Origin of the sequence: Citrobacter sp. RHBSTW-00524, assembly GCF_013747755.1 — a bacterium.
In the GTDB taxonomy this organism is placed as follows: domain Bacteria; phylum Pseudomonadota; class Gammaproteobacteria; order Enterobacterales; family Enterobacteriaceae; genus Citrobacter; species Citrobacter braakii.
The window spans coordinates 640,762-657,777 of sequence record NZ_CP056421.1 but is presented as its reverse complement, the minus strand read 5'-3'; the positions used below and the strand labels follow the sequence as shown (position 1 = coordinate 657,777).

Genomic DNA, 17,016 nt, shown 5'->3' with positions numbered 1-17,016 from the left:
AGCAAATATTTTTACAATTTGATCAGCGCTAAATACTGCTTCACAACAAGGAATGCAAATGAAGAAATTGCTCCCCATCCTTATCGGCCTGAGCCTGTCGGGGTTCACTACTTTGAGCCAGGCAGAAAACCTGATGCAGGTTTATCAGCAAGCACGCCTGAGCAACCCGGAATTGCGTAAATCCGCCGCCGATCGCGATGCTGCATTCGAAAAAATTAACGAAGCGCGTAGCCCATTACTGCCGCAACTAGGTTTAGGTGCCGATTACACCTACAGCAATGGCTACCGTGATGCAAATGGCGTCAACTCCAACGCAACCAGCGCGTCATTACAATTGACTCAGACGCTGTTCGACATGTCTAAATGGCGTGCCCTGACGCTGCAAGAAAAAGCAGCAGGCATCCAGGACGTAACGTATCAGACCGATCAGCAAACGCTGATCCTGAATACCGCTACCGCTTATTTTAACGTACTGAACGCGATTGACGTGCTGTCTTACACTCAGGCACAGAAAGATGCGGTCTATCGTCAGTTAGATCAGACTACACAGCGTTTTAACGTGGGCCTGGTCGCCATCACTGACGTACAGAACGCCCGTTCACAATACGATACCGTACTGGCGAACGAAGTTACCGCGCGTAACAATCTGGACAACGCGGTAGAACAGCTGCGCCAGGTGACCGGTAACTACTACCCGGAACTGGCTTCGCTGAACGTTGATGGCTTTAAAACCAACAAACCGCAGGCGGTGAACGCGCTGCTGAAAGAAGCAGAAAACCGCAACCTCTCATTATTGCAGGCGCGTTTGAGCCAGGATCTGGCGCGTGAACAGATTCGTCTGGCACAGGATGGTCACTTACCGACGCTGGGTTTGACCGCCTCTACCGGCGTTTCTGACACCTCCTACAACGGGTCGAAAACCAACACCTCCCAGTATGACGACAGCAACATGGGCCAGAACAAAATCGGTCTGAACTTCTCGCTGCCGCTGTACCAGGGTGGGATGGTTAACTCGCAGGTGAAACAAGCGCAGTACAACTTTGTTGGCGCGAGCGAACAACTGGAAAGCGCGCACCGCAGCGTGGTGCAAACCGTGCGTTCTTCGTTCAACAACATTAATGCTTCTATCAGTAGCATTAACGCGTACAAACAAGCGGTTGTCTCTGCCCAAAGCTCTTTAGATGCGATGGAAGCAGGCTATTCCGTAGGTACCCGTACCATCGTGGATGTGTTGGATGCCACCACCACGCTGTACAACGCCAAGCAGCAACTGGCGAATGCGCGTTATACCTATCTTATCAACCAGCTTAACGTCAAATCTGCGCTCGGTACGCTGAACGAGCAGGATCTGGTGGCGCTGAACAATACGCTGGGTAAACCGATCCCGACTTCTCCGGATAACGTAGCGCCGCAAAATCCGCAGCAAGATGCCGCTGTGAATGACTTTAACAGCAACGGCAATATGCCTGCGGCTCAACCAACGGCTGCACGTTCAACCAGCAGCAACGGTAACAACCCGTTCCGTAACTGATGCTGATGACGGGGCTTCGGCCCCGTCTGAACGTAAGGCAACGTAAAGATCCGCCCCTTCTTCCGCATTCTCGCCTCTTCCCGCTTCAATTTCGACCAGTCATCCTCTATTCTGAGCAGAGTTACCACTGGGTCCTGGAAGACATAAATGAAACGGACAAAATCTATACATCACGCCTCGTTCCGCAAAAGCTGGAGCGCGCGCCACCTGACTCCTGTCGCTCTGGCAGTTACCGCTGTTTTTATGCTCGCGGGCTGTGAAAAGAGTGACGAAACGGTTTCGCTTTATCAGAACGCGGACGACTGCTCTGCAGCTAATCCGGGTAAAAGCGCCGAATGTACCACCGCGTTTAACAATGCGCTGAAAGAAGCTGAACGCACCGCGCCAAAATACGCCACTCGCGAAGACTGTATCGCTGAATTCGGCGAAGGCCAGTGCCAACAGGCACCTGCACAAGCGGGCATGGCGCCGACCGGTGAAGGCCAGGCTCAGGCGCAGAATCAAAGCAGCGGCAGCTTCTGGATGCCGCTGATGGCAGGCTATATGATGGGCCGCATGATGGGTGGCGGTATGGGCGCTCAGCAGCCGCTGTTCAGCTCGAAAAATCCGGCCAGCCCGGCATACGGCAAATATACGGATGCTGGCGGCAAAAACTACGGCGCCGCAACGCCGGGTCGCACCATGACCGTACCGAAAACCGCCATGGCGCCGAAACCGGCTACCACCTCTACCGTAACCCGCGGCGGATTTGGCGAATCTGTGGCTAAACAGAGCACCATGCAGCGTAGCGCAAGCGGTACTACCACTCGTTCAATGGGCGGCTGATCGTCATGGAAAGAGTCAGTATTGTTGAGCGCCCGAACTGGCGCGATAAAGCCACCGAATACGGTTTCAACTTTCACACTATGTACGGCGAGCCGTACTGGTGTGAGGATGCGTATTATAAGCTCACGCTTGCTCAGGTCGAAAAGCTGGAAGAGGTCACCGCAGAGCTGCATCAAATGTGCCTCAAAGTGGTGGAAAGGGTCATCGCCAGCGATGAGCTGATGACCAAGTTTCGCATTCCGAAGCATACCTGGGGCTTTGTCCGCCAGTCCTGGCTGACACAGCAGCCGTCGCTCTATTCGCGTCTCGATCTGGCGTGGGACGGCACGGGCGAGCCTAAGCTGTTAGAAAACAACGCCGATACGCCAACCTCTCTGTACGAAGCTGCGTTTTTCCAGTGGATCTGGCTGGAAGACCAACTCAATGCAGGCAACCTGCCGGAAGGCAGCGATCAATTCAACAGTCTGCAGGAAAAGCTGATCGAGCGTTTCGCCGAGCTGCGTGAGCAGTATGGTTTTCAGTTGCTACATCTGACCTGTTGTCGCGATACGGTGGAAGACCGCGGAACGATCCAGTATCTGCAGGATTGCGCTGCCGAAGCTGAAATCGCCACTGAATTCCTCTATGTCGAAGATATTGGTCTTGGTGAAAAAGGTCAGTTCACGGATATGCAGGATCAGGTCATTGCTAACCTGTTCAAGCTCTATCCGTGGGAATTCATGCTGCGCGAAATGTTCTCCACCAAGCTGGAAGACGCTGGCGTTCGCTGGCTGGAACCAGCCTGGAAGAGCATCATCTCCAACAAAGCGTTATTACCGCTGTTGTGGGAAATGTTCCCGGATCATCCGAATCTGCTGCCTGCGTATTTCGCCGAAGATGACTATCCTCAGATGGATAAATTCGTCGTAAAGCCGATCTTCTCACGTGAAGGCGCGAACGTTTCCATTATCGAAAACGGTAAAACGATCGAAGCAGTGGAAGGGCCGTACGGCGAAGAAGGTATGATCGTGCAGCAATTCCATCAGCTACCGAAGTTTGGCGACAGCTATATGTTGATCGGCAGCTGGCTAATCAACGATCAACCAGCTGGCATTGGCATTCGCGAAGACCGTGCGTTGATCACGCAGGATCTCTCGCGTTTCTATCCACATATTTTTGTCGAATGACTGAGAGTGCCGGGTGGTGGCTGCGTCTTACCCAGCCTACAGCATGAACTGTAGGCTCGATAAGCGCAGCGCCATCGGGCATTTATCATCCGACCTGCACCGACAACATACTCAAACTTCCCATCTCAATCCCGTCAACAGGAATAGTCACCGGCTCTTTGCCGTCCCAGGCACCTAATACATACAGCAGCGGCAGATAGTGATCCGGTGTCGGGTTCGATAACGATCCCCCTTCATGATCGAGATAGTTCACCAGCGGGTGCTGTTCAACCGGTCCCTGCCATGTCAGGTTTGCTTTAACATATTCGTTGAATGAGGTCGCCCACGGATATGGCGTGTTCTCTCCGTGCCAACGCGCAGTGCGCAGGTTATGCACCACGTTACCGCTGGCTACCAGCATAATGCCCTCATCACGCAGTGCCGCCAGCTTGCGGCCAATTTCAAAATGCCAGGCCGCAGGTTTGGTACTGTCAATGCTCAGCTGCACCATCGGAATATCCGCATGCGGGTACATCTTGATCAGCACGCCCCATGAACCGTGGTCAAAACCCCACGCCTCTTTGTCTAAGGTAACGGGCACCGGGGCCAGCAAGTCAACCAGATGCTGCGCCAGTTCCGGTGATCCAGGAGCCGGGTAATGGGTGTCATACAGCGCCTGCGGAAAACCGCCAAAATCGTGGATCGTTTTAGGCGCTTCCATCGCCGTCACGCCCGTGCCACGAGTGAACCAATGCGCCGAGACCACCACAATGGCTTTCGGGCGCGGCAACGTTTCCCCCAGTTGCTGCCAGGCGCGGGTATAAACGTTATCTTCCAGAACATTCATCGGGCTACCGTGACCCAAAAACAATGCTGGCATACGAGTTGAAGACATGATGATATCCTTACTGAGGGAGTCATTTTGATACCACCACAATACGCTTATTCGGCTGATGAAGAACTCAGATAACCATGATGAAGATCATCAGTTATTTTGACGATCCGACCCGGACAGCAGATTGATAAGGAGTTTTATTTGTCGATGTCAGTACCTTTACTTCTGACTTTACTGGCAGGCGCCGCCACGTTTATCGGCGCATTTCTCGGCGTGTTAGGGCAAAAACCCTCCAACCGCGTACTCGCCTTTTCTTTAGGCTTCGCCGCAGGGATTATGTTACTGATCTCACTGATGGAGATGCTCCCAGCCGCACTGGCTGCTGAAGGTATGTCGCCGGTATTGGGCTACGGAATGTTTATCGTTGGCTTACTGGGATACTTTGGCCTGGACCGCCTATTGCCGCATGCGCACCCTCAGGATCTGGTACAGAAAACCACGCGGCCTCTGCCCGGCTCCATTAAACGTACCGCGATTTTATTAACGCTCGGCATTAGCCTGCACAACTTCCCGGAAGGGATAGCGACGTTTGTTACCGCCAGCAGCAACCTCGAGCTGGGCTTTGGTATTGCCCTTGCCGTCGCATTACACAATATTCCTGAAGGATTAGCCGTTGCGGGTCCAGTCTATGCAGCCACGGGCTCCAAACGTACGGCGATATTCTGGGCCGGGATCTCGGGCATGGCGGAAATCCTGGGCGGCGTACTGGCGTGGTTAATTCTGGGGAGCCTGATCTCACCGGTAGTGATGGCGGCAATAATGGCAGCAGTCGCAGGAATTATGGTGGCGCTGTCCGTCGATGAGCTAATGCCGTTGGCAAAAGAGATCGACCCGAATAATAATCCCAGCTATGGGGTACTTTGTGGAATGTCGGTGATGGGGTTAAGTCTTGTCATCCTCCAGTCCATGGGGATCGGCTAATTCAGAGGGCGGATGCCACCCTGCTAATTTACAGCATCCGCTCATCCATAGCAGAACGTGAAGGACTATTCCTGTTCCTTAACCGCGCTGTTATCTTCGCCAGAACGACGGAAGAGTTTGTTTCGCGCCTCGAGTAAAGCATCCCGGTCTTGCCGAAATGCCCGACAATAACGCTTCATATGGCAATAATAACCAACTGCAACGAGTGCAATTAATACAATCCAGTACCAGGCGATAAACATTCTTTTACCCTTAAAATTTAACATCATTAAACATTTAACGTTAAAATTTTACACAACCTTATTCTGACATACTCCTATAGTGGCATATTCCAGAAACAAATATATGATTTCGATCATATAAACCAGCAGCTATGCAAATAGTTAACACCGTTATAAAAAATAAAACAATGTCGACAAGATCACACTGCGCAATAATAAATATTGCCCTTAAAATAACGCACTCATACCATCCCAAAAATAATAAAAATTAGCACCTGAAAAATAATACATTTCATCAATATTAATATATTCACCATAAAAGTAGCATCAGTAATACCATTTTTATTATATTCACATCGTAAAAACATAATATATTCAGCACTGTTATATTTAAAGATAATATAAGGAGATATATCCATGTTTACACAGTACCGAAAAACACTTCTAGCCGGAACGCTTGCACTGACGTTTGGCTTTGCCGCAGGGAATTCGTTTGCCGCAGGTTTCCAACCAGCCCAGCCTGCAGGAAAATTGGGTGCGATAATCGTTGACCCATACGGAAACGCCCCTCTTACCGCACTGGTTGAATTAGATAGTCACGTTATTTCGGATGTTAAAGTCACCGTTCATGGTAAAGGTGAAAAAGGAGTCCCAATTACCTATACCGTCGGCAAAGAATCTCTCGCCACCTACGATGGGGTTCCTATTTTTGGCCTTTATCAAAAGTTCGCTAATAAGGTCACTGTTGAATATAAAGAAAATGGCAAGGCCATCAAGGAAGATTACGTGGTGCAAACATCTGCCATCGTTAATCACTACATGGATAACCGTTCTATTTCTGATTTACAGCAAACAAACGTTATTAAGGTCGCACCTGGCTTTGAAGACCGTCTCTATCTGGTGAATACCCACACCTTTACCGCACAGGGCGCAGAATTCCACTGGCATGGTGAAAAAGATAAAAATGCCGGTATCCTGGATGCTGGTCCGGCCGGTGGCGCATTACCCTTTGATATCGCACCCTTTACCTTTGTCGTTGATACGGAAGGCGAATATCGTTGGTGGCTGGATCAGGACACTTTCTATGACGGTCATGACATGGATATCAACAAGCGCGGTTACCTGATGGGCATACGGGAGACACCGCGCGGCACCTTCACCGCCGTACAGGGCCAGCACTGGTATGAGTTCGATATGATGGGCCAGATTCTGGCCGACCATAAGCTGCCGCGCGGATTCCTCGACGCATCGCATGAGTCCGTCGAAACGGTGAACGGCACCGTACTGCTTCGCGTGGGTAAACGTGATTATCGTAAGGAAGATGGCATTCACGTCCAAACTATCCGCGACCAGATTATTGAAGTCGACAAATCCGGTCGTGTTGTTGACGTGTGGGATCTGACAAAAATTCTCGATCCGATGCGTGATGCACTGCTGGGTGCGTTGGATGCGGGCGCGGTATGCGTCAACGTGGACCTCGCTCATGCCGGCCAGCAGGCAAAACTGGAGCCAGATACCCCCTACGGTGACGCCCTCGGCGTGGGTGCTGGTCGTAACTGGGCGCACGTTAACTCTATCGCCTTTGATGCTAAAGATGACGCCATCATTATCTCTTCCCGCCATCAGGGGGTTGTCAAAATCGGTCGCGATAAACAGGTGAAGTGGATCCTTGCACCGTCTAAAGGCTGGAATAAGGCGCTGGCAAGCAAGCTGTTAAAACCGGTTGATGATAAAGGCAACGCACTGAAATGTGATGAAAATGGCAAGTGCGAGAATACCGATTTTGATTTTACCTACACTCAACACACCGCATGGCTCTCCAGCAAAGGAACGCTTACCATTTTTGACAACGGCGATGGCCGTGGACTCGAACAACCGGCGTTACCAACAATGAAATACTCCCGTTTCGTAGAATATAAAATTGACGAGAAAAAAGGGACCGTCCAGCAAATTTGGGAGTACGGAAAAGAGCGCGGTTATGATTTTTATAGCCCTATCACCTCGGTTATCGAATATCAAAAAGATCGCGACACCATGTTTGGCTTTGGTGGTTCGATTAATTTATTTGACGTTGGACAGCCAACCATCGGCAAAATCAACGAAATTGACTACAAAACAAAAGAAGTCAAAGTCGAAATTAATGTCCTGTCCGATAAGCCAAATCAAACTCACTACCGTGCATTGCTGGTTCATCCACGCCAAATGTTTAAATAATTACGTTAGATTAAGGATTAATTATGTCATCTAAATGGATCACTTCATTATTTAAAAGCGTGGTATTAACCGCCGCGCTTGCCTCACCGTTTGCAGCATCAGCGTTTACTGAAGGCACTGATTATATGGTTCTGGAAAAACCAATTCCCAACGCCGATAAGACGTTGATCAAGGTATTCAGTTACGCCTGCCCATTTTGCTACAAATATGATAAAGCCGTGACAGGGCCCGTGTCAGACAAAGTCGCCGATGTCGTTACTTTCACTCCGTTTCATCTGGAAACCAAAGGGGAATACGGTAAACAGGCCAGCGAAATCTTTGCCGTAATGATTGCCAGGGACATGGCTGCAGGTATTTCATTGTTTGACGCCAAATCACAGTTTAAAAAAGCCAAGTTCGCTTATTACGCCGCCTACCACGATAAGAAAGAGCGCTGGTCAGAGGGTAAAGATCCCGCCTCATTCATCAAAACAGGGTTGGATGCAGCGGGCATGAGCCAGGCTGATTTTGACGCGGCATTGAAGGATCCAGCCGTCCAGCAAACGCTGGAGAAATGGAAAGCAGCATATGATGTCGCCAAAATCCAGGGCGTTCCGGCTTACGTCGTCAATGGTAAATACCTGATCTACACCAAAAATATCAAATCTATTGATTCCATGGCTGAGCTTGTCAGAGAGCTCGCGAAAAAATAAACAGGGACCCGGCTATGGCTTTCATAAAAGGATCATGGCGAGACTTACGCAATACACCGGTTGATACCCTGGTGAGATGGCAGGAACAGCGCTTTCTGTGGCTGTTGATGGCTTGCGCAATGGGTGGATTGATTATTCTGGCGCATTCGTTCTTCCAAATCTATCTCTACATGGCCCCCTGCGAACAATGTGTCTACATTCGCTTTGCCATGCTGGTGATGGTTTTTGGCGGATTGATTGCGGCAATCAACCCCAAAAATGTTGTTCTGAAGCTCATCGGTTGTATCGCGGCATTTTACGGCAGCATCCTGGGCATTAAGTTCTCCATCAAACTTAACGGCATTCATTATGCTGTACATAACCCGGACCCGGATTCGCTGTTTGGCGTACAGGGATGTTCCACCGATCCGACATTCCCTTTCAATTTGCCTCTGGCCAACTGGGCACCGGAGTGGTTTAAACCCACAGGAGATTGCGGCTATGACGCTCCCATTGTTCCCGACGGCGTGGCGCTCAGCAGTACGCAAAAGTGGTTTGTCGATCTGTACCAGCAGTCAGAAGGCTGGTATCTGATCCCGCCTTGGCATTTTATGAACATGGCGCAGGCCTGTTTGTTGGCCTTTAGTTTGTGCTTACTGTTGCTCGTCATTATGAGCGGCGCATGGGCATTAAAGCGGGTGAGAACCAAATAATCGGAGCAAGAAACAAAAAAACCGAAGCCTGGAAGATGGCTTCGGTTTTTTATGCTTACCGCGACTAACGTGGTAATTTGCGATTAGCTGGCTTTGCGCTCATGCGCCTGACGGTAAGCCACCAGGTCTTCGATAGTAACTACCGCCATATTATGCTTGCCGGCAAATTCGATACATTCTGGCGCACGCGCCATGGTGCCATCGTCATTGGTCAGTTCGCACAGCACGCCTGCCGGTTTAAACCCTGCCAGCGTCATCAGGTCGATGGTTGCTTCAGTGTGACCACCGCGGGTCAACACTCCACCTGCCTGAGCACGCAGCGGGAAAACGTGCCCCGGACGGTTAAGATCGGAAGGTTTAGCGCCATCCTGAATTGCCGCGCGTACCGTGGTAACACGGTCCGCAGCGGAAACGCCGGTGGTCACGCCTTCTGCTGCTTCAATGGTCACGGTAAAGCCGGTACCGTAAGCGCTGGTGTTATTTTCCACCATCATTGGCAGATCGAGCTGTTTGCGTCGGTCTTCAGTGATGCACAGGCATACAATACCGCTGCCGTGACGGATGGTCAGAGCCATCTGTTCAACAGTCATGGTTTCTGCCGGGAAAATCATATCGCCTTCGTTTTCACGATCTTCGTCGTCAAGCACCATCACACCGCGTCCTTCACGCAGCGCAGACAGCGCAAGTTCAACACGTTCGAAAGGCGTACCAAAAGAGGAAAGTAGCGTCTGATTCATGGTAAAAAAACCTCACTAAAATTATGGTTACCAGAATCAGGGCAGTCTTAGGAGTACCGTCTAAGCGGCAAAAAAATAACGTGAGCGGGTCCATGCCCGACTGGATCGTTACTCTCTCCCATCCGGACTCTAACCGTCGGCCCCGGAATTACACCGGATCTGCTGACCTTTGAGTTTGCACCCAAAGCGCTCGCGGGCTTTCAACCTGAGTTGATTTACCGCCGGTGGGGAATTTCGCCCCGCCCTGAGAATAAGCGGGTTAACTATAACGCTATTGATTACCTTCATCAACGCCTTTGCTCGTCTTAGCTTCACACAATTCTGGTTTATGCCTGTGCCAGTTCGCACTACAATAGGCAACAACACGTACCAGTTCAGGGAAACCACAATGATTGACCCGAAAAAAATTGAGCAGATTGCTCGTCAGGTTCACGAGTCGATGCCGAAAGGGATCCGCGAGTTTGGCGAAGACGTCGAGAAGAAAATTCGTCAAACGCTGCAGTCACAGCTGACCCGTCTGGATCTGGTAAGCCGTGAAGAGTTTGATGTACAGACTCAGGTTTTGCTGCGTACCCGTGAAAAGCTGGCGCTACTTGAGCAACGTCTGACTGAGCTGGAATCGCGTGAAAAAACGGCAGAAGTTAAACCTGCTCCCGCGATCCCGTCAGTCGATCCGCAAGAGTAAAAACGACAACGGGCCGCAAGGCCCGTTTTTTCTGTTAGTGTTCCAGTTCTAGCTTCCTGGCCTCCGTCGCCTGCTGGCAGTACAGCGCATAGCGTTTGCAAAACCAGCTACGATGTTCTTCATCCATATTCCCAGTTATCGCCTGGATATCTACGGGATGGCCCTCAGCTTGCATCCTGGCAAAACTACGGGCCAGGAAATCGAAATTGTTCATTGAATACATATTGCTGTTCATGAGCATACCCTCCAGTTATTGAATATCTGTTAAGGCCATATGCTTTTTCTAATTTCAGTATTTCCCTGGATGCGAAGTTATTCTGTACATATTGTGCGCAAAAGCACTGCGCTGGTTCACAGTTTCCCACGAAATCTAAGAGGGGTCGGATTTAAGGTCAGCGTGACGCACGCTTATTGTGACGTCATGTAAAAGTAAATCGGGGGGGGAGAAAGCCCTTCTCCCCTTATTCCTTTACTCTGGGTTGAAGAAAACAGCAGCATCAATAGCAAGAAACGTATCGAATCCAAAAGTTCGATACGTTTCCAGCATTTGTTATTTATCGCTGTCTTTTTGGATCTTCTTGATGATATTGGTCGTTGAGCAGCCATCTTCAAAGTTCAGCACCAGCACTTCTCCGCCGTTCGCCCACACTTCTTTGCTGCCCGCAATATCTTCCGGCTTATAGTCGCCGCCTTTTACCAGCAGATCCGGCAGGATGCCGGCAATCAGACGCTGTGGTGTGTCTTCTTCAAAAGAGACCACCCAGTCGACGGCTTCCAGCGCGCCCAGCACGATCATGCGCTGTTCCAGCGGGTTGACCGGACGCGTTTCGCCTTTCAGACGTTTGGTCGAAGCATCGCTGTTTACCGCCACGATCAGACGATCGCCCAGCTTGCGCGCATTCGCCAGATAGGAAACGTGGCCCGCATGCAGGATGTCGAACACGCCGTTGGTCATCACCACTTTCTCACCGCGCTTGCGGGCGCTGGCTACGGCCTGTTTCAGCTCAGACTCGCTCATCACGCCAAAGCCAGTGTCGGCCCGACCGCGCACGGCGTTTTCCAGTTCAATCGGGGAAACGGTTGAAGTCCCCAGTTTACCGACGACAACACCCGCTGCGGCATTAGCAAAATAGCACGCCTCTTCCAGAGTGTTCCCCGCCGCCAGCGTCGCAGCCAGCACGCCGATCACCGTATCGCCCGCCCCCGTCACGTCATACACTTCCTGCGCCTGCGTCGGCATATGCAGTGGCGATTTGCCCGGTTGCAGCAGCGTCATACCCTGTTCGGAACGCGTGATCAGCAGCGCGGAAAGGTCGAAATCTGCAATCACTTTCATGCCGCGCTCAACCAGTTCATCTTCGCTTTTGCACTTACCGGCCACCGCTTCAAATTCAGACAAATTCGGCGTCAGCAGCGTTGCGCCACGATAGCGTTCAAAATCGGTCCCTTTCGGATCGATAAGCACCGGCACCCCAGCCTTACGCGCCAGAGCAATCATCTGCTGCACGCTAGCCAGCGCGCCTTTGGCGTAATCGGAGAGCACCAAAGCGCCAATGGAGCCCAGAGCCTGGTTAATACGCTCATGCAGTGGCTGCGGATCCACGCCTTCAAAACCTTCTTCGAAATCCAGGCGAATCAGTTGCTGGTTGCGGGAAAGCACGCGCAGTTTGGTGATTGTCGGATGAGTTGGCACAGAAACGAAGTCACATTTTACGTTCACATCCGCCAGCGTTTTGCTCAGCGCACGCGCCGCGTCGTCAATCCCAGTCAGGCCAACCAGACGCGAATTCGCTCCCAGAGAGGCAATGTTCATCGCCACGTTTGCTGCGCCACCGGGACGTTCTTCAATGGTATCAACCTTCACCACCGGAACCGGCGCTTCAGGTGAAATACGGCTGGTAGGACCGTACCAGTAGCGATCTAGCATCACATCACCGACAACCATGACTCCTGCACGTTCAAACTCTGGCAGCGTTACTTTCATTCCTGTCTCCTGAGAGATTCTCTGAGGGTCTTAAAATTTGCGCGCGATAATAGCACACTTCACTCGGCAACCAGCCACTTCTGCCAGCTGTCACGCACCAGCGTACGTTCAGCGTCGAAGTGCTCCGGCGCCACATGGCCCGGAAGTTCCTGCAATGCAAGATGATGAAGTTCATCGCGCAGCGTCGTATAAGCACGGGTAAGCGCCAGCGCTTCCTGCTCATCCATAATGTCGTTTTGCGCCAGTAACTCCAGAATGCGCACGTTATCCGACCAGCGCGTCAGCTTCGGTTTTTCATGCGCATAGCGCAGCACCAGGTATTGCGTAATAAACTCAATGTCGGTGATGCCGCCTTCATCCGCTTTGATATCAAAACGATCGCGATGCTTATTGCCCAAATGGGCCCGCATTTTCTCACGCATTTCGCGCACATCGGTCTGCAAGGTTTTCGCATCGCGGACGAGGGTCATGATATCGCGACGAATCGCATCAAACTGAGAGGTCAACCGAGGGTCGCCGTACACCACTCGAGCGCGCACCAGCGCCTGATGCTCCCACGTCCAGGCTTCGTTGCGCTGGTAATCAGCGAAAGCCTCGGTTGATGTCACCAGCATTCCCGCCGCGCCGGACGGACGCAACCGCGCATCCACTTCATACAAAATACCGGATGAGGTGCGGGTGCTGAAAAGGTGCATAATGCGCTGCGACAGACGCAGATAGAACTGTCGCCCGTCAATCTCACGCTCACCATCCGTCATCACGTCCATAGGACAGTCATGCAGGAAGATCAAATCAAGATCCGAACTGTAGCCCAGCTCCCAGCCGCCCAGTTTGCCATACCCGACGACGGCAAAACCGCGCCCCTCACGCTCGTCAAGATGAGTGGGTTGCCCGTAGCGAGCGACCATCTGCATCCACGCCTGCTGGACTACCGCATCAATAATAGCTTCCGCCAGCCAGGTTAAGTGGTCGCTCACCTTCATCACCGGCAGCGTACCAGCGATATCTGCCGCGGCAATGCGCAGCAACTGCGTTTGCTTAAACTGACGCAGCGCTTCCAACTGCTGCTCTTCGTCATCTTCCGGTACGCGCAGCAAATACTGGCGCAGTTCATCACGGTAGGCATCCGTCGCAGTGGGTTGATACAGGGTGTTCGGATCCAGCAGTTCATCGAGCAACAGCGGATACCGCGCCAGCTGGCTGGCGATCATCGGCGAGGCAGCACATAACGAAATCAGATGCTTAAGCGCTCCGGGGAATTCGCTCAGCAGCTCCAGATAGGTCGTACGGGTCACAATGCCTACCAGCAGCGGTGTGATGCGCGACAGCGGGACTGAGGCGTCGTCACGCGAACAGACATCGCTCAGCAGATGTGGCATTAAGTGATCCAGCACCTGGCGTCCGCGTGGGCCAATGGTGCGTTTATCCAGCTCTTTGCGAAAATCGGCAATCAGAGACAGCACGCGCCGGCGATCGTCATCCGCCAGATGCGTCAGCACCGGCGAGGTGTCATCTTCCTGTAATGCGTCCTGCCACAGTTCACGCCACTGTTCTGAGAGCGACTCTTCCTGGGTTTCTGCTTCGTCATCGCCAATCAACTCGTTAAACACCCGGCGCACGTTGTCCATATGACTGGCCAGCACATCGGTTAGCTGCCGCCAGTCATCGACGTTCATCCCCCACGCCAGCCGCGCGCGGTTCAGTTCATCGCCTGGCAACGTCTGGGTCTGCTCATCATTGATACTTTGCAGCAGGTTCTCCAGACGACGTAAATAGAGATAGGCTGCGCGCAGTTGTTCCGCGTCGGTATCTGACAGCAGGTGCAACGCATTGATGGCGCTGAGCGTGGGTAACAGCGAGCGGGATTGCAATGACGGCTCGCGCCCACCGCGAATAAGCTGGAATACCTGCACGATAAATTCGATTTCACGAATACCGCCCGCGCCCAACTTAATGTTGTCTTTCAGGCCACGGCGGCGCACTTCGCGGGCAATCATTCCTTTCATGTTACGCAGAGACTGGATCACGCTGAAATCAATATAGCGGCGGAAAACAAAAGGCCGCAGCATAGCGCGAAGCTCACTGACGTAAGTACCGTCGCAATCGCCCATAATGCGGGCCTTGACCATCGCATAGCGTTCCCAGTCGCGCCCTTGTTCCTGATAATAATCCTCCAGCGCAGAGAAGCTCAGCACCAGCGGGCCGCTGTCGCCAAACGGGCGTAAACGCATATCCACCCGATAGACAAATCCATCCATTGTGGGCTGATCCAGCACTTTGATAAGCCGCTGGCCCATACGGGTAAAGAACTGCGCGTTATCCAGCTCGCGACGTCCACCCTGCGTACTGCCGTGCTCCGGCCAGGCAAAAATCAGATCGATATCAGAGGAAAAATTGAGTTCGCCGCCGCCCAGTTTCCCCATGCCTAAAATCAGCAGCGGTTGCGCAACACCTTGTGGATTACAGGGCGTACCCCATTCACGACAGCAGGCGGCGTATAACCAGTCACGCGCGGCGACGATCAACGTTTCAGCCAAATGGCTTAGCTGCTGCAAGATACTCTCTTCCGTCACCAGCGACAGCGTCTGCGCCCAGGCGATACGCACCATTATGCGACGGCGAAACAGGCGCAGCTCACGCATCAGCGTGTTTTCATCGCTAACGTCGACCAATGCTTTCTGTAACCAATCAGCATAGTGTTGCCATTCATCCGCCCCGGGTGGCGTGCTTTCCAGTTCGACCAGCCATTCGGGATGGGCAATAATGCTGTCGCGAAAAAAATCACTGAATGTAAGCACTGACTTCGCCTGAATGCTAAGCGAGGATTCAGATATTGCTGCTGGCAGCCGCTCAACAACGGTCGGCCAGTACTGCTGTAACGGTGAAGAGAGCTGCTTCATTTATGGATTATCCTTTGAATAGTACCGGGCAGCGGCATGTTGCCTTATCCAGCCTGCATGACGCTTCCGCCCATCGCGTAAGCCTGATAGGCGCAGCGCCATCAGGCATCCCGGCCTCACCCTGATTATCGTTTTCCGCTGTGCAGCCAGAACGGTTCCAAAGCAATCGCCTCGTTGCGGAAGTGTTCAATTTCAATGTATTGGTTAGCCGCAATGGCGTGACGTAAACCCTGCCAGGTGGCGATCCATTCCGATGCGACATTTTCGTCGTAGTATCCCGCCAGCATCAGCATGCTATCAATATTGCGCGTCAGGCGCGGAAGTTGATCGGCGTACTGATCGCCCAGCGGCTGAGCAAAAGCTGTTTTCAGTTCAGCGGCATGGCGCGAGAGATGGGTATCTGAGAAACGCTTAAAGGAGTCGGCTATTTTACCCTGCGCCTTCGCATCAAGGAACGGCTGCCACCCTTTGGTCACCAGCCATTCGGTCAGCGCCAGCTTGGCCATCGCCGTTTGCGTGCTGTAAACCGCGGAAACGGCAGAAACGTCAGACGCAATGATCGCTTCCGACTGGGTTAGCAAATCACGTAAGTGAGCACTCGCTTTTCGTGGCACATTACCGCCAAACAGCATCAGAATGTGACGCACCAGGCCCATCGCAGCCAGCACCTCGGCTTTCGCCCCTTTGACGCCGCGCACCCACAGCTCTTCATGGTACTGCCACTGTGATAATGCCAGCTCCAGCGCCGCTTCCAACCCTTGCTCAATACTCGCTTTTGCCGGAACCTTCAAAATGCGCGTCGGTTTGAGTTCACGCGGTGCATTCCCCTGAGCCAGATGATAGCCGCGCGCCGCTTTACTCAGGCTGCCCTGGCGTAAACCGGTTTGCGATACCAGCTGGTTTGCCAGCTTCAATACCGCACGGGTATCGCCGCTTAACAACTCCAGTTCAAGCTCACAGATAGGTTCAGCCAACTCGCCCGCTTTCACTTCCCCGAGATCGAGGGCCATTTCAATGCGGCTACCGTCGATATCAAGGTGCCATTTCTCACGGTAAAAATCGGTGCTGAAGAGCGGCTGTACCTGAGAGGCAAGTTCAGCGGGCTGTTTGCCATCAGGCCAGACTTCCGTTGGAAACAGGGAGAGATCCAACTCTGGCGCGTTCAGCGCAACGTTAAACTCCGGCCGCTGATGCAGGCCACCCGTCACTCGTCCGGCAATTTTCATGGTCATTTCGTAATGACCGTTCTCACCGCGAATACGCAGCCCCATATCGTGACCACGCAGCCACGCATCGGGCGTTTCGTAGTAGATATTCAGCAACTGGCTGGGCGCATGATGCTCTCCCCCCAGCGTATTCAGACGTTCACGTAGCGCATCTACAGCGTCACTATTGACGATAAATTTTAATTCGATTTCCTGGGCCATGGTCTTGTACTTATGGGTTATGTCACAGTTGAGAAAACTGACTGCGAACTAAGCTCGTTCTTTATGGTCAGTAGATAGTATTTTGCGCCAAATTGCCATGCAACGAGCAATTTGACGGGCGTAAAAGTTTCGAGTGGTGGCAAAAAG

Annotated in this window: 15 protein-coding genes and 1 riboswitch; of the genes, 8 read left to right on the top strand and 7 right to left on the bottom strand. The window is 52.3% G+C overall.

The genetic code is table 11. The features are described from left to right. Positions 1-52 precede the first annotated feature (52 nt). The 3 genes from tolC (at position 53) to HV229_RS03200 (ending at position 3,522) form a co-directional block, all read left to right on the top strand. Positions 53-1,531, top strand: a complete 1,479-nt coding sequence (tolC, locus tag HV229_RS03210) for an outer membrane channel protein TolC (protein WP_088583064.1) — start codon at positions 53-55, stop codon at positions 1,529-1,531. Between the two features lie 147 nt (positions 1,532-1,678). Next, positions 1,679-2,356 carry a DUF1190 family protein gene (locus tag HV229_RS03205; protein ID WP_016154521.1) on the top strand — a complete coding sequence of 226 codons (678 nt, stop codon included), beginning with the start codon at positions 1,679-1,681 and terminating at the stop codon, positions 2,354-2,356. Positions 2,357-2,361: 5 nt separating this feature from the next. After that, complete coding sequence (locus HV229_RS03200) at positions 2,362-3,522, top strand: glutathionylspermidine synthase family protein (protein WP_181546889.1); 1,161 nt, start codon at positions 2,362-2,364, stop codon at positions 3,520-3,522. A gap of 85 nt (positions 3,523-3,607) precedes the next feature. Here the strand turns inward: HV229_RS03200 and ygiD are convergent, their stop codons facing one another. Next, the gene (gene ygiD / locus HV229_RS03195; RefSeq protein WP_016154523.1) at positions 3,608-4,396 is read right to left on the bottom strand and encodes a 4,5-DOPA dioxygenase extradiol; all 789 of its coding nucleotides are present in this window, start codon (positions 4,394-4,396) and stop codon (positions 3,608-3,610) included. A gap of 147 nt (positions 4,397-4,543) precedes the next feature. Between ygiD and zupT the strand changes: the two genes are divergently transcribed. After that, positions 4,544-5,317: a zinc transporter ZupT gene (gene zupT, locus HV229_RS03190; protein WP_016157488.1), complete on the top strand. Its 774-nt coding sequence runs from the start codon at positions 4,544-4,546 to the stop codon at positions 5,315-5,317. A 65-nt stretch (positions 5,318-5,382) separates the two neighbouring features. On the opposite strand, the gene HV229_RS03185 is transcribed toward zupT, so the two are convergent. After that, the gene (locus HV229_RS03185) at positions 5,383-5,559 is read right to left on the bottom strand and encodes a hypothetical protein (protein ID WP_016154525.1); all 177 of its coding nucleotides are present in this window, start codon (positions 5,557-5,559) and stop codon (positions 5,383-5,385) included. A 396-nt stretch (positions 5,560-5,955) separates the two neighbouring features. On the opposite strand from HV229_RS03185, the gene HV229_RS03180 reads away from it, so the two are divergent. From HV229_RS03180 to dsbI, 3 genes are read left to right on the top strand one after another with little or no spacing between them, the layout of a single operon-like run. Continuing rightward, the gene (locus HV229_RS03180) at positions 5,956-7,752 is read left to right on the top strand and encodes an aryl-sulfate sulfotransferase (RefSeq protein WP_094761928.1); all 1,797 of its coding nucleotides are present in this window, start codon (positions 5,956-5,958) and stop codon (positions 7,750-7,752) included. Positions 7,753-7,775: 23 nt separating this feature from the next. After that, positions 7,776-8,444, top strand: a complete 669-nt coding sequence (locus HV229_RS03175) for a thiol:disulfide interchange protein DsbA/DsbL (RefSeq protein WP_019077701.1) — start codon at positions 7,776-7,778, stop codon at positions 8,442-8,444. Positions 8,445-8,458: 14 nt separating this feature from the next. Next, positions 8,459-9,136, top strand: a complete 678-nt coding sequence (dsbI, locus tag HV229_RS03170; protein ID WP_103928607.1) for a protein-disulfide oxidoreductase DsbI — start codon at positions 8,459-8,461, stop codon at positions 9,134-9,136. 83 nt (positions 9,137-9,219) lie between these two features. On the opposite strand, the gene ribB is transcribed toward dsbI, so the two are convergent. Next, positions 9,220-9,873: a 3,4-dihydroxy-2-butanone-4-phosphate synthase gene (ribB, locus tag HV229_RS03165; protein WP_016154529.1), complete on the bottom strand. Its 654-nt coding sequence runs from the start codon at positions 9,871-9,873 to the stop codon at positions 9,220-9,222. A gap of 106 nt (positions 9,874-9,979) precedes the next feature. Beyond that, positions 9,980-10,129, bottom strand: a riboswitch (FMN riboswitch). 132 nt (positions 10,130-10,261) lie between these two features. Between ribB and ubiK the strand changes: the two genes are divergently transcribed. Then, positions 10,262-10,558, top strand: coding sequence for a ubiquinone biosynthesis accessory factor UbiK (ubiK, locus tag HV229_RS03160; RefSeq protein ID WP_003024618.1), 297 nt, complete (start codon positions 10,262-10,264; stop codon positions 10,556-10,558). A gap of 34 nt (positions 10,559-10,592) precedes the next feature. Here the strand turns inward: ubiK and glgS are convergent, their stop codons facing one another. From glgS to HV229_RS03140, 4 genes are all read right to left on the bottom strand, one after another. After that, the gene (gene glgS / locus HV229_RS03155; RefSeq protein WP_019077704.1) at positions 10,593-10,799 is read right to left on the bottom strand and encodes a cell surface composition regulator GlgS; all 207 of its coding nucleotides are present in this window, start codon (positions 10,797-10,799) and stop codon (positions 10,593-10,595) included. Between the two features lie 309 nt (positions 10,800-11,108). Further along, a complete protein-coding gene (gene hldE / locus HV229_RS03150) occupies positions 11,109-12,542 on the bottom strand; it encodes a bifunctional D-glycero-beta-D-manno-heptose-7-phosphate kinase/D-glycero-beta-D-manno-heptose 1-phosphate adenylyltransferase HldE (protein ID WP_016154530.1) in 1,434 nt (477 codons plus the stop codon). A gap of 59 nt (positions 12,543-12,601) precedes the next feature. Next, entirely contained in the window at positions 12,602-15,442 is a 2,841-nt protein-coding gene (glnE, locus tag HV229_RS03145) for a bifunctional [glutamate--ammonia ligase]-adenylyl-L-tyrosine phosphorylase/[glutamate--ammonia-ligase] adenylyltransferase (RefSeq protein WP_181546887.1), read from the bottom strand. 125 nt (positions 15,443-15,567) lie between these two features. After that, on the bottom strand, positions 15,568-16,869 hold the full coding sequence (locus HV229_RS03140; protein ID WP_181546885.1) for an inorganic triphosphatase: 1,302 nt from the start codon (positions 16,867-16,869) through the stop codon (positions 15,568-15,570). Between the last annotated feature and the right edge of the window lie 147 nt (positions 16,870-17,016).

Bases quoted from the DNA above. Each gene is read 5' to 3' on its own strand.
- tolC (WP_088583064.1), top strand. From the start codon at position 53: ATGCAAATGAAGAAATTGCTCCCCATCCTTATCGGCCTGAGCCTGTCG.
- HV229_RS03205 (WP_016154521.1), top strand. From the start codon at position 1,679: ATGAAACGGACAAAATCTATACATCACGCCTCGTTCCGCAAAAGCTGG.
- HV229_RS03200 (WP_181546889.1), top strand. From the start codon at position 2,362: ATGGAAAGAGTCAGTATTGTTGAGCGCCCGAACTGGCGCGATAAAGCC.
- ygiD (WP_016154523.1), bottom strand. From the start codon at position 4,396: ATGTCTTCAACTCGTATGCCAGCATTGTTTTTGGGTCACGGTAGCCCG.
- zupT (WP_016157488.1), top strand. From the start codon at position 4,544: ATGTCAGTACCTTTACTTCTGACTTTACTGGCAGGCGCCGCCACGTTT.
- HV229_RS03185 (WP_016154525.1), bottom strand. From the start codon at position 5,559: ATGTTTATCGCCTGGTACTGGATTGTATTAATTGCACTCGTTGCAGTT.
- HV229_RS03180 (WP_094761928.1), top strand. From the start codon at position 5,956: ATGTTTACACAGTACCGAAAAACACTTCTAGCCGGAACGCTTGCACTG.
- HV229_RS03175 (WP_019077701.1), top strand. From the start codon at position 7,776: ATGTCATCTAAATGGATCACTTCATTATTTAAAAGCGTGGTATTAACC.
- dsbI (WP_103928607.1), top strand. From the start codon at position 8,459: ATGGCTTTCATAAAAGGATCATGGCGAGACTTACGCAATACACCGGTT.
- ribB (WP_016154529.1), bottom strand. From the start codon at position 9,873: ATGAATCAGACGCTACTTTCCTCTTTTGGTACGCCTTTCGAACGTGTT.
- ubiK (WP_003024618.1), top strand. From the start codon at position 10,262: ATGATTGACCCGAAAAAAATTGAGCAGATTGCTCGTCAGGTTCACGAG.
- glgS (WP_019077704.1), bottom strand. From the start codon at position 10,799: ATGCTCATGAACAGCAATATGTATTCAATGAACAATTTCGATTTCCTG.
- hldE (WP_016154530.1), bottom strand. From the start codon at position 12,542: ATGAAAGTAACGCTGCCAGAGTTTGAACGTGCAGGAGTCATGGTTGTC.
- glnE (WP_181546887.1), bottom strand. From the start codon at position 15,442: ATGAAGCAGCTCTCTTCACCGTTACAGCAGTACTGGCCGACCGTTGTT.
- HV229_RS03140 (WP_181546885.1), bottom strand. From the start codon at position 16,869: ATGGCCCAGGAAATCGAATTAAAATTTATCGTCAATAGTGACGCTGTA.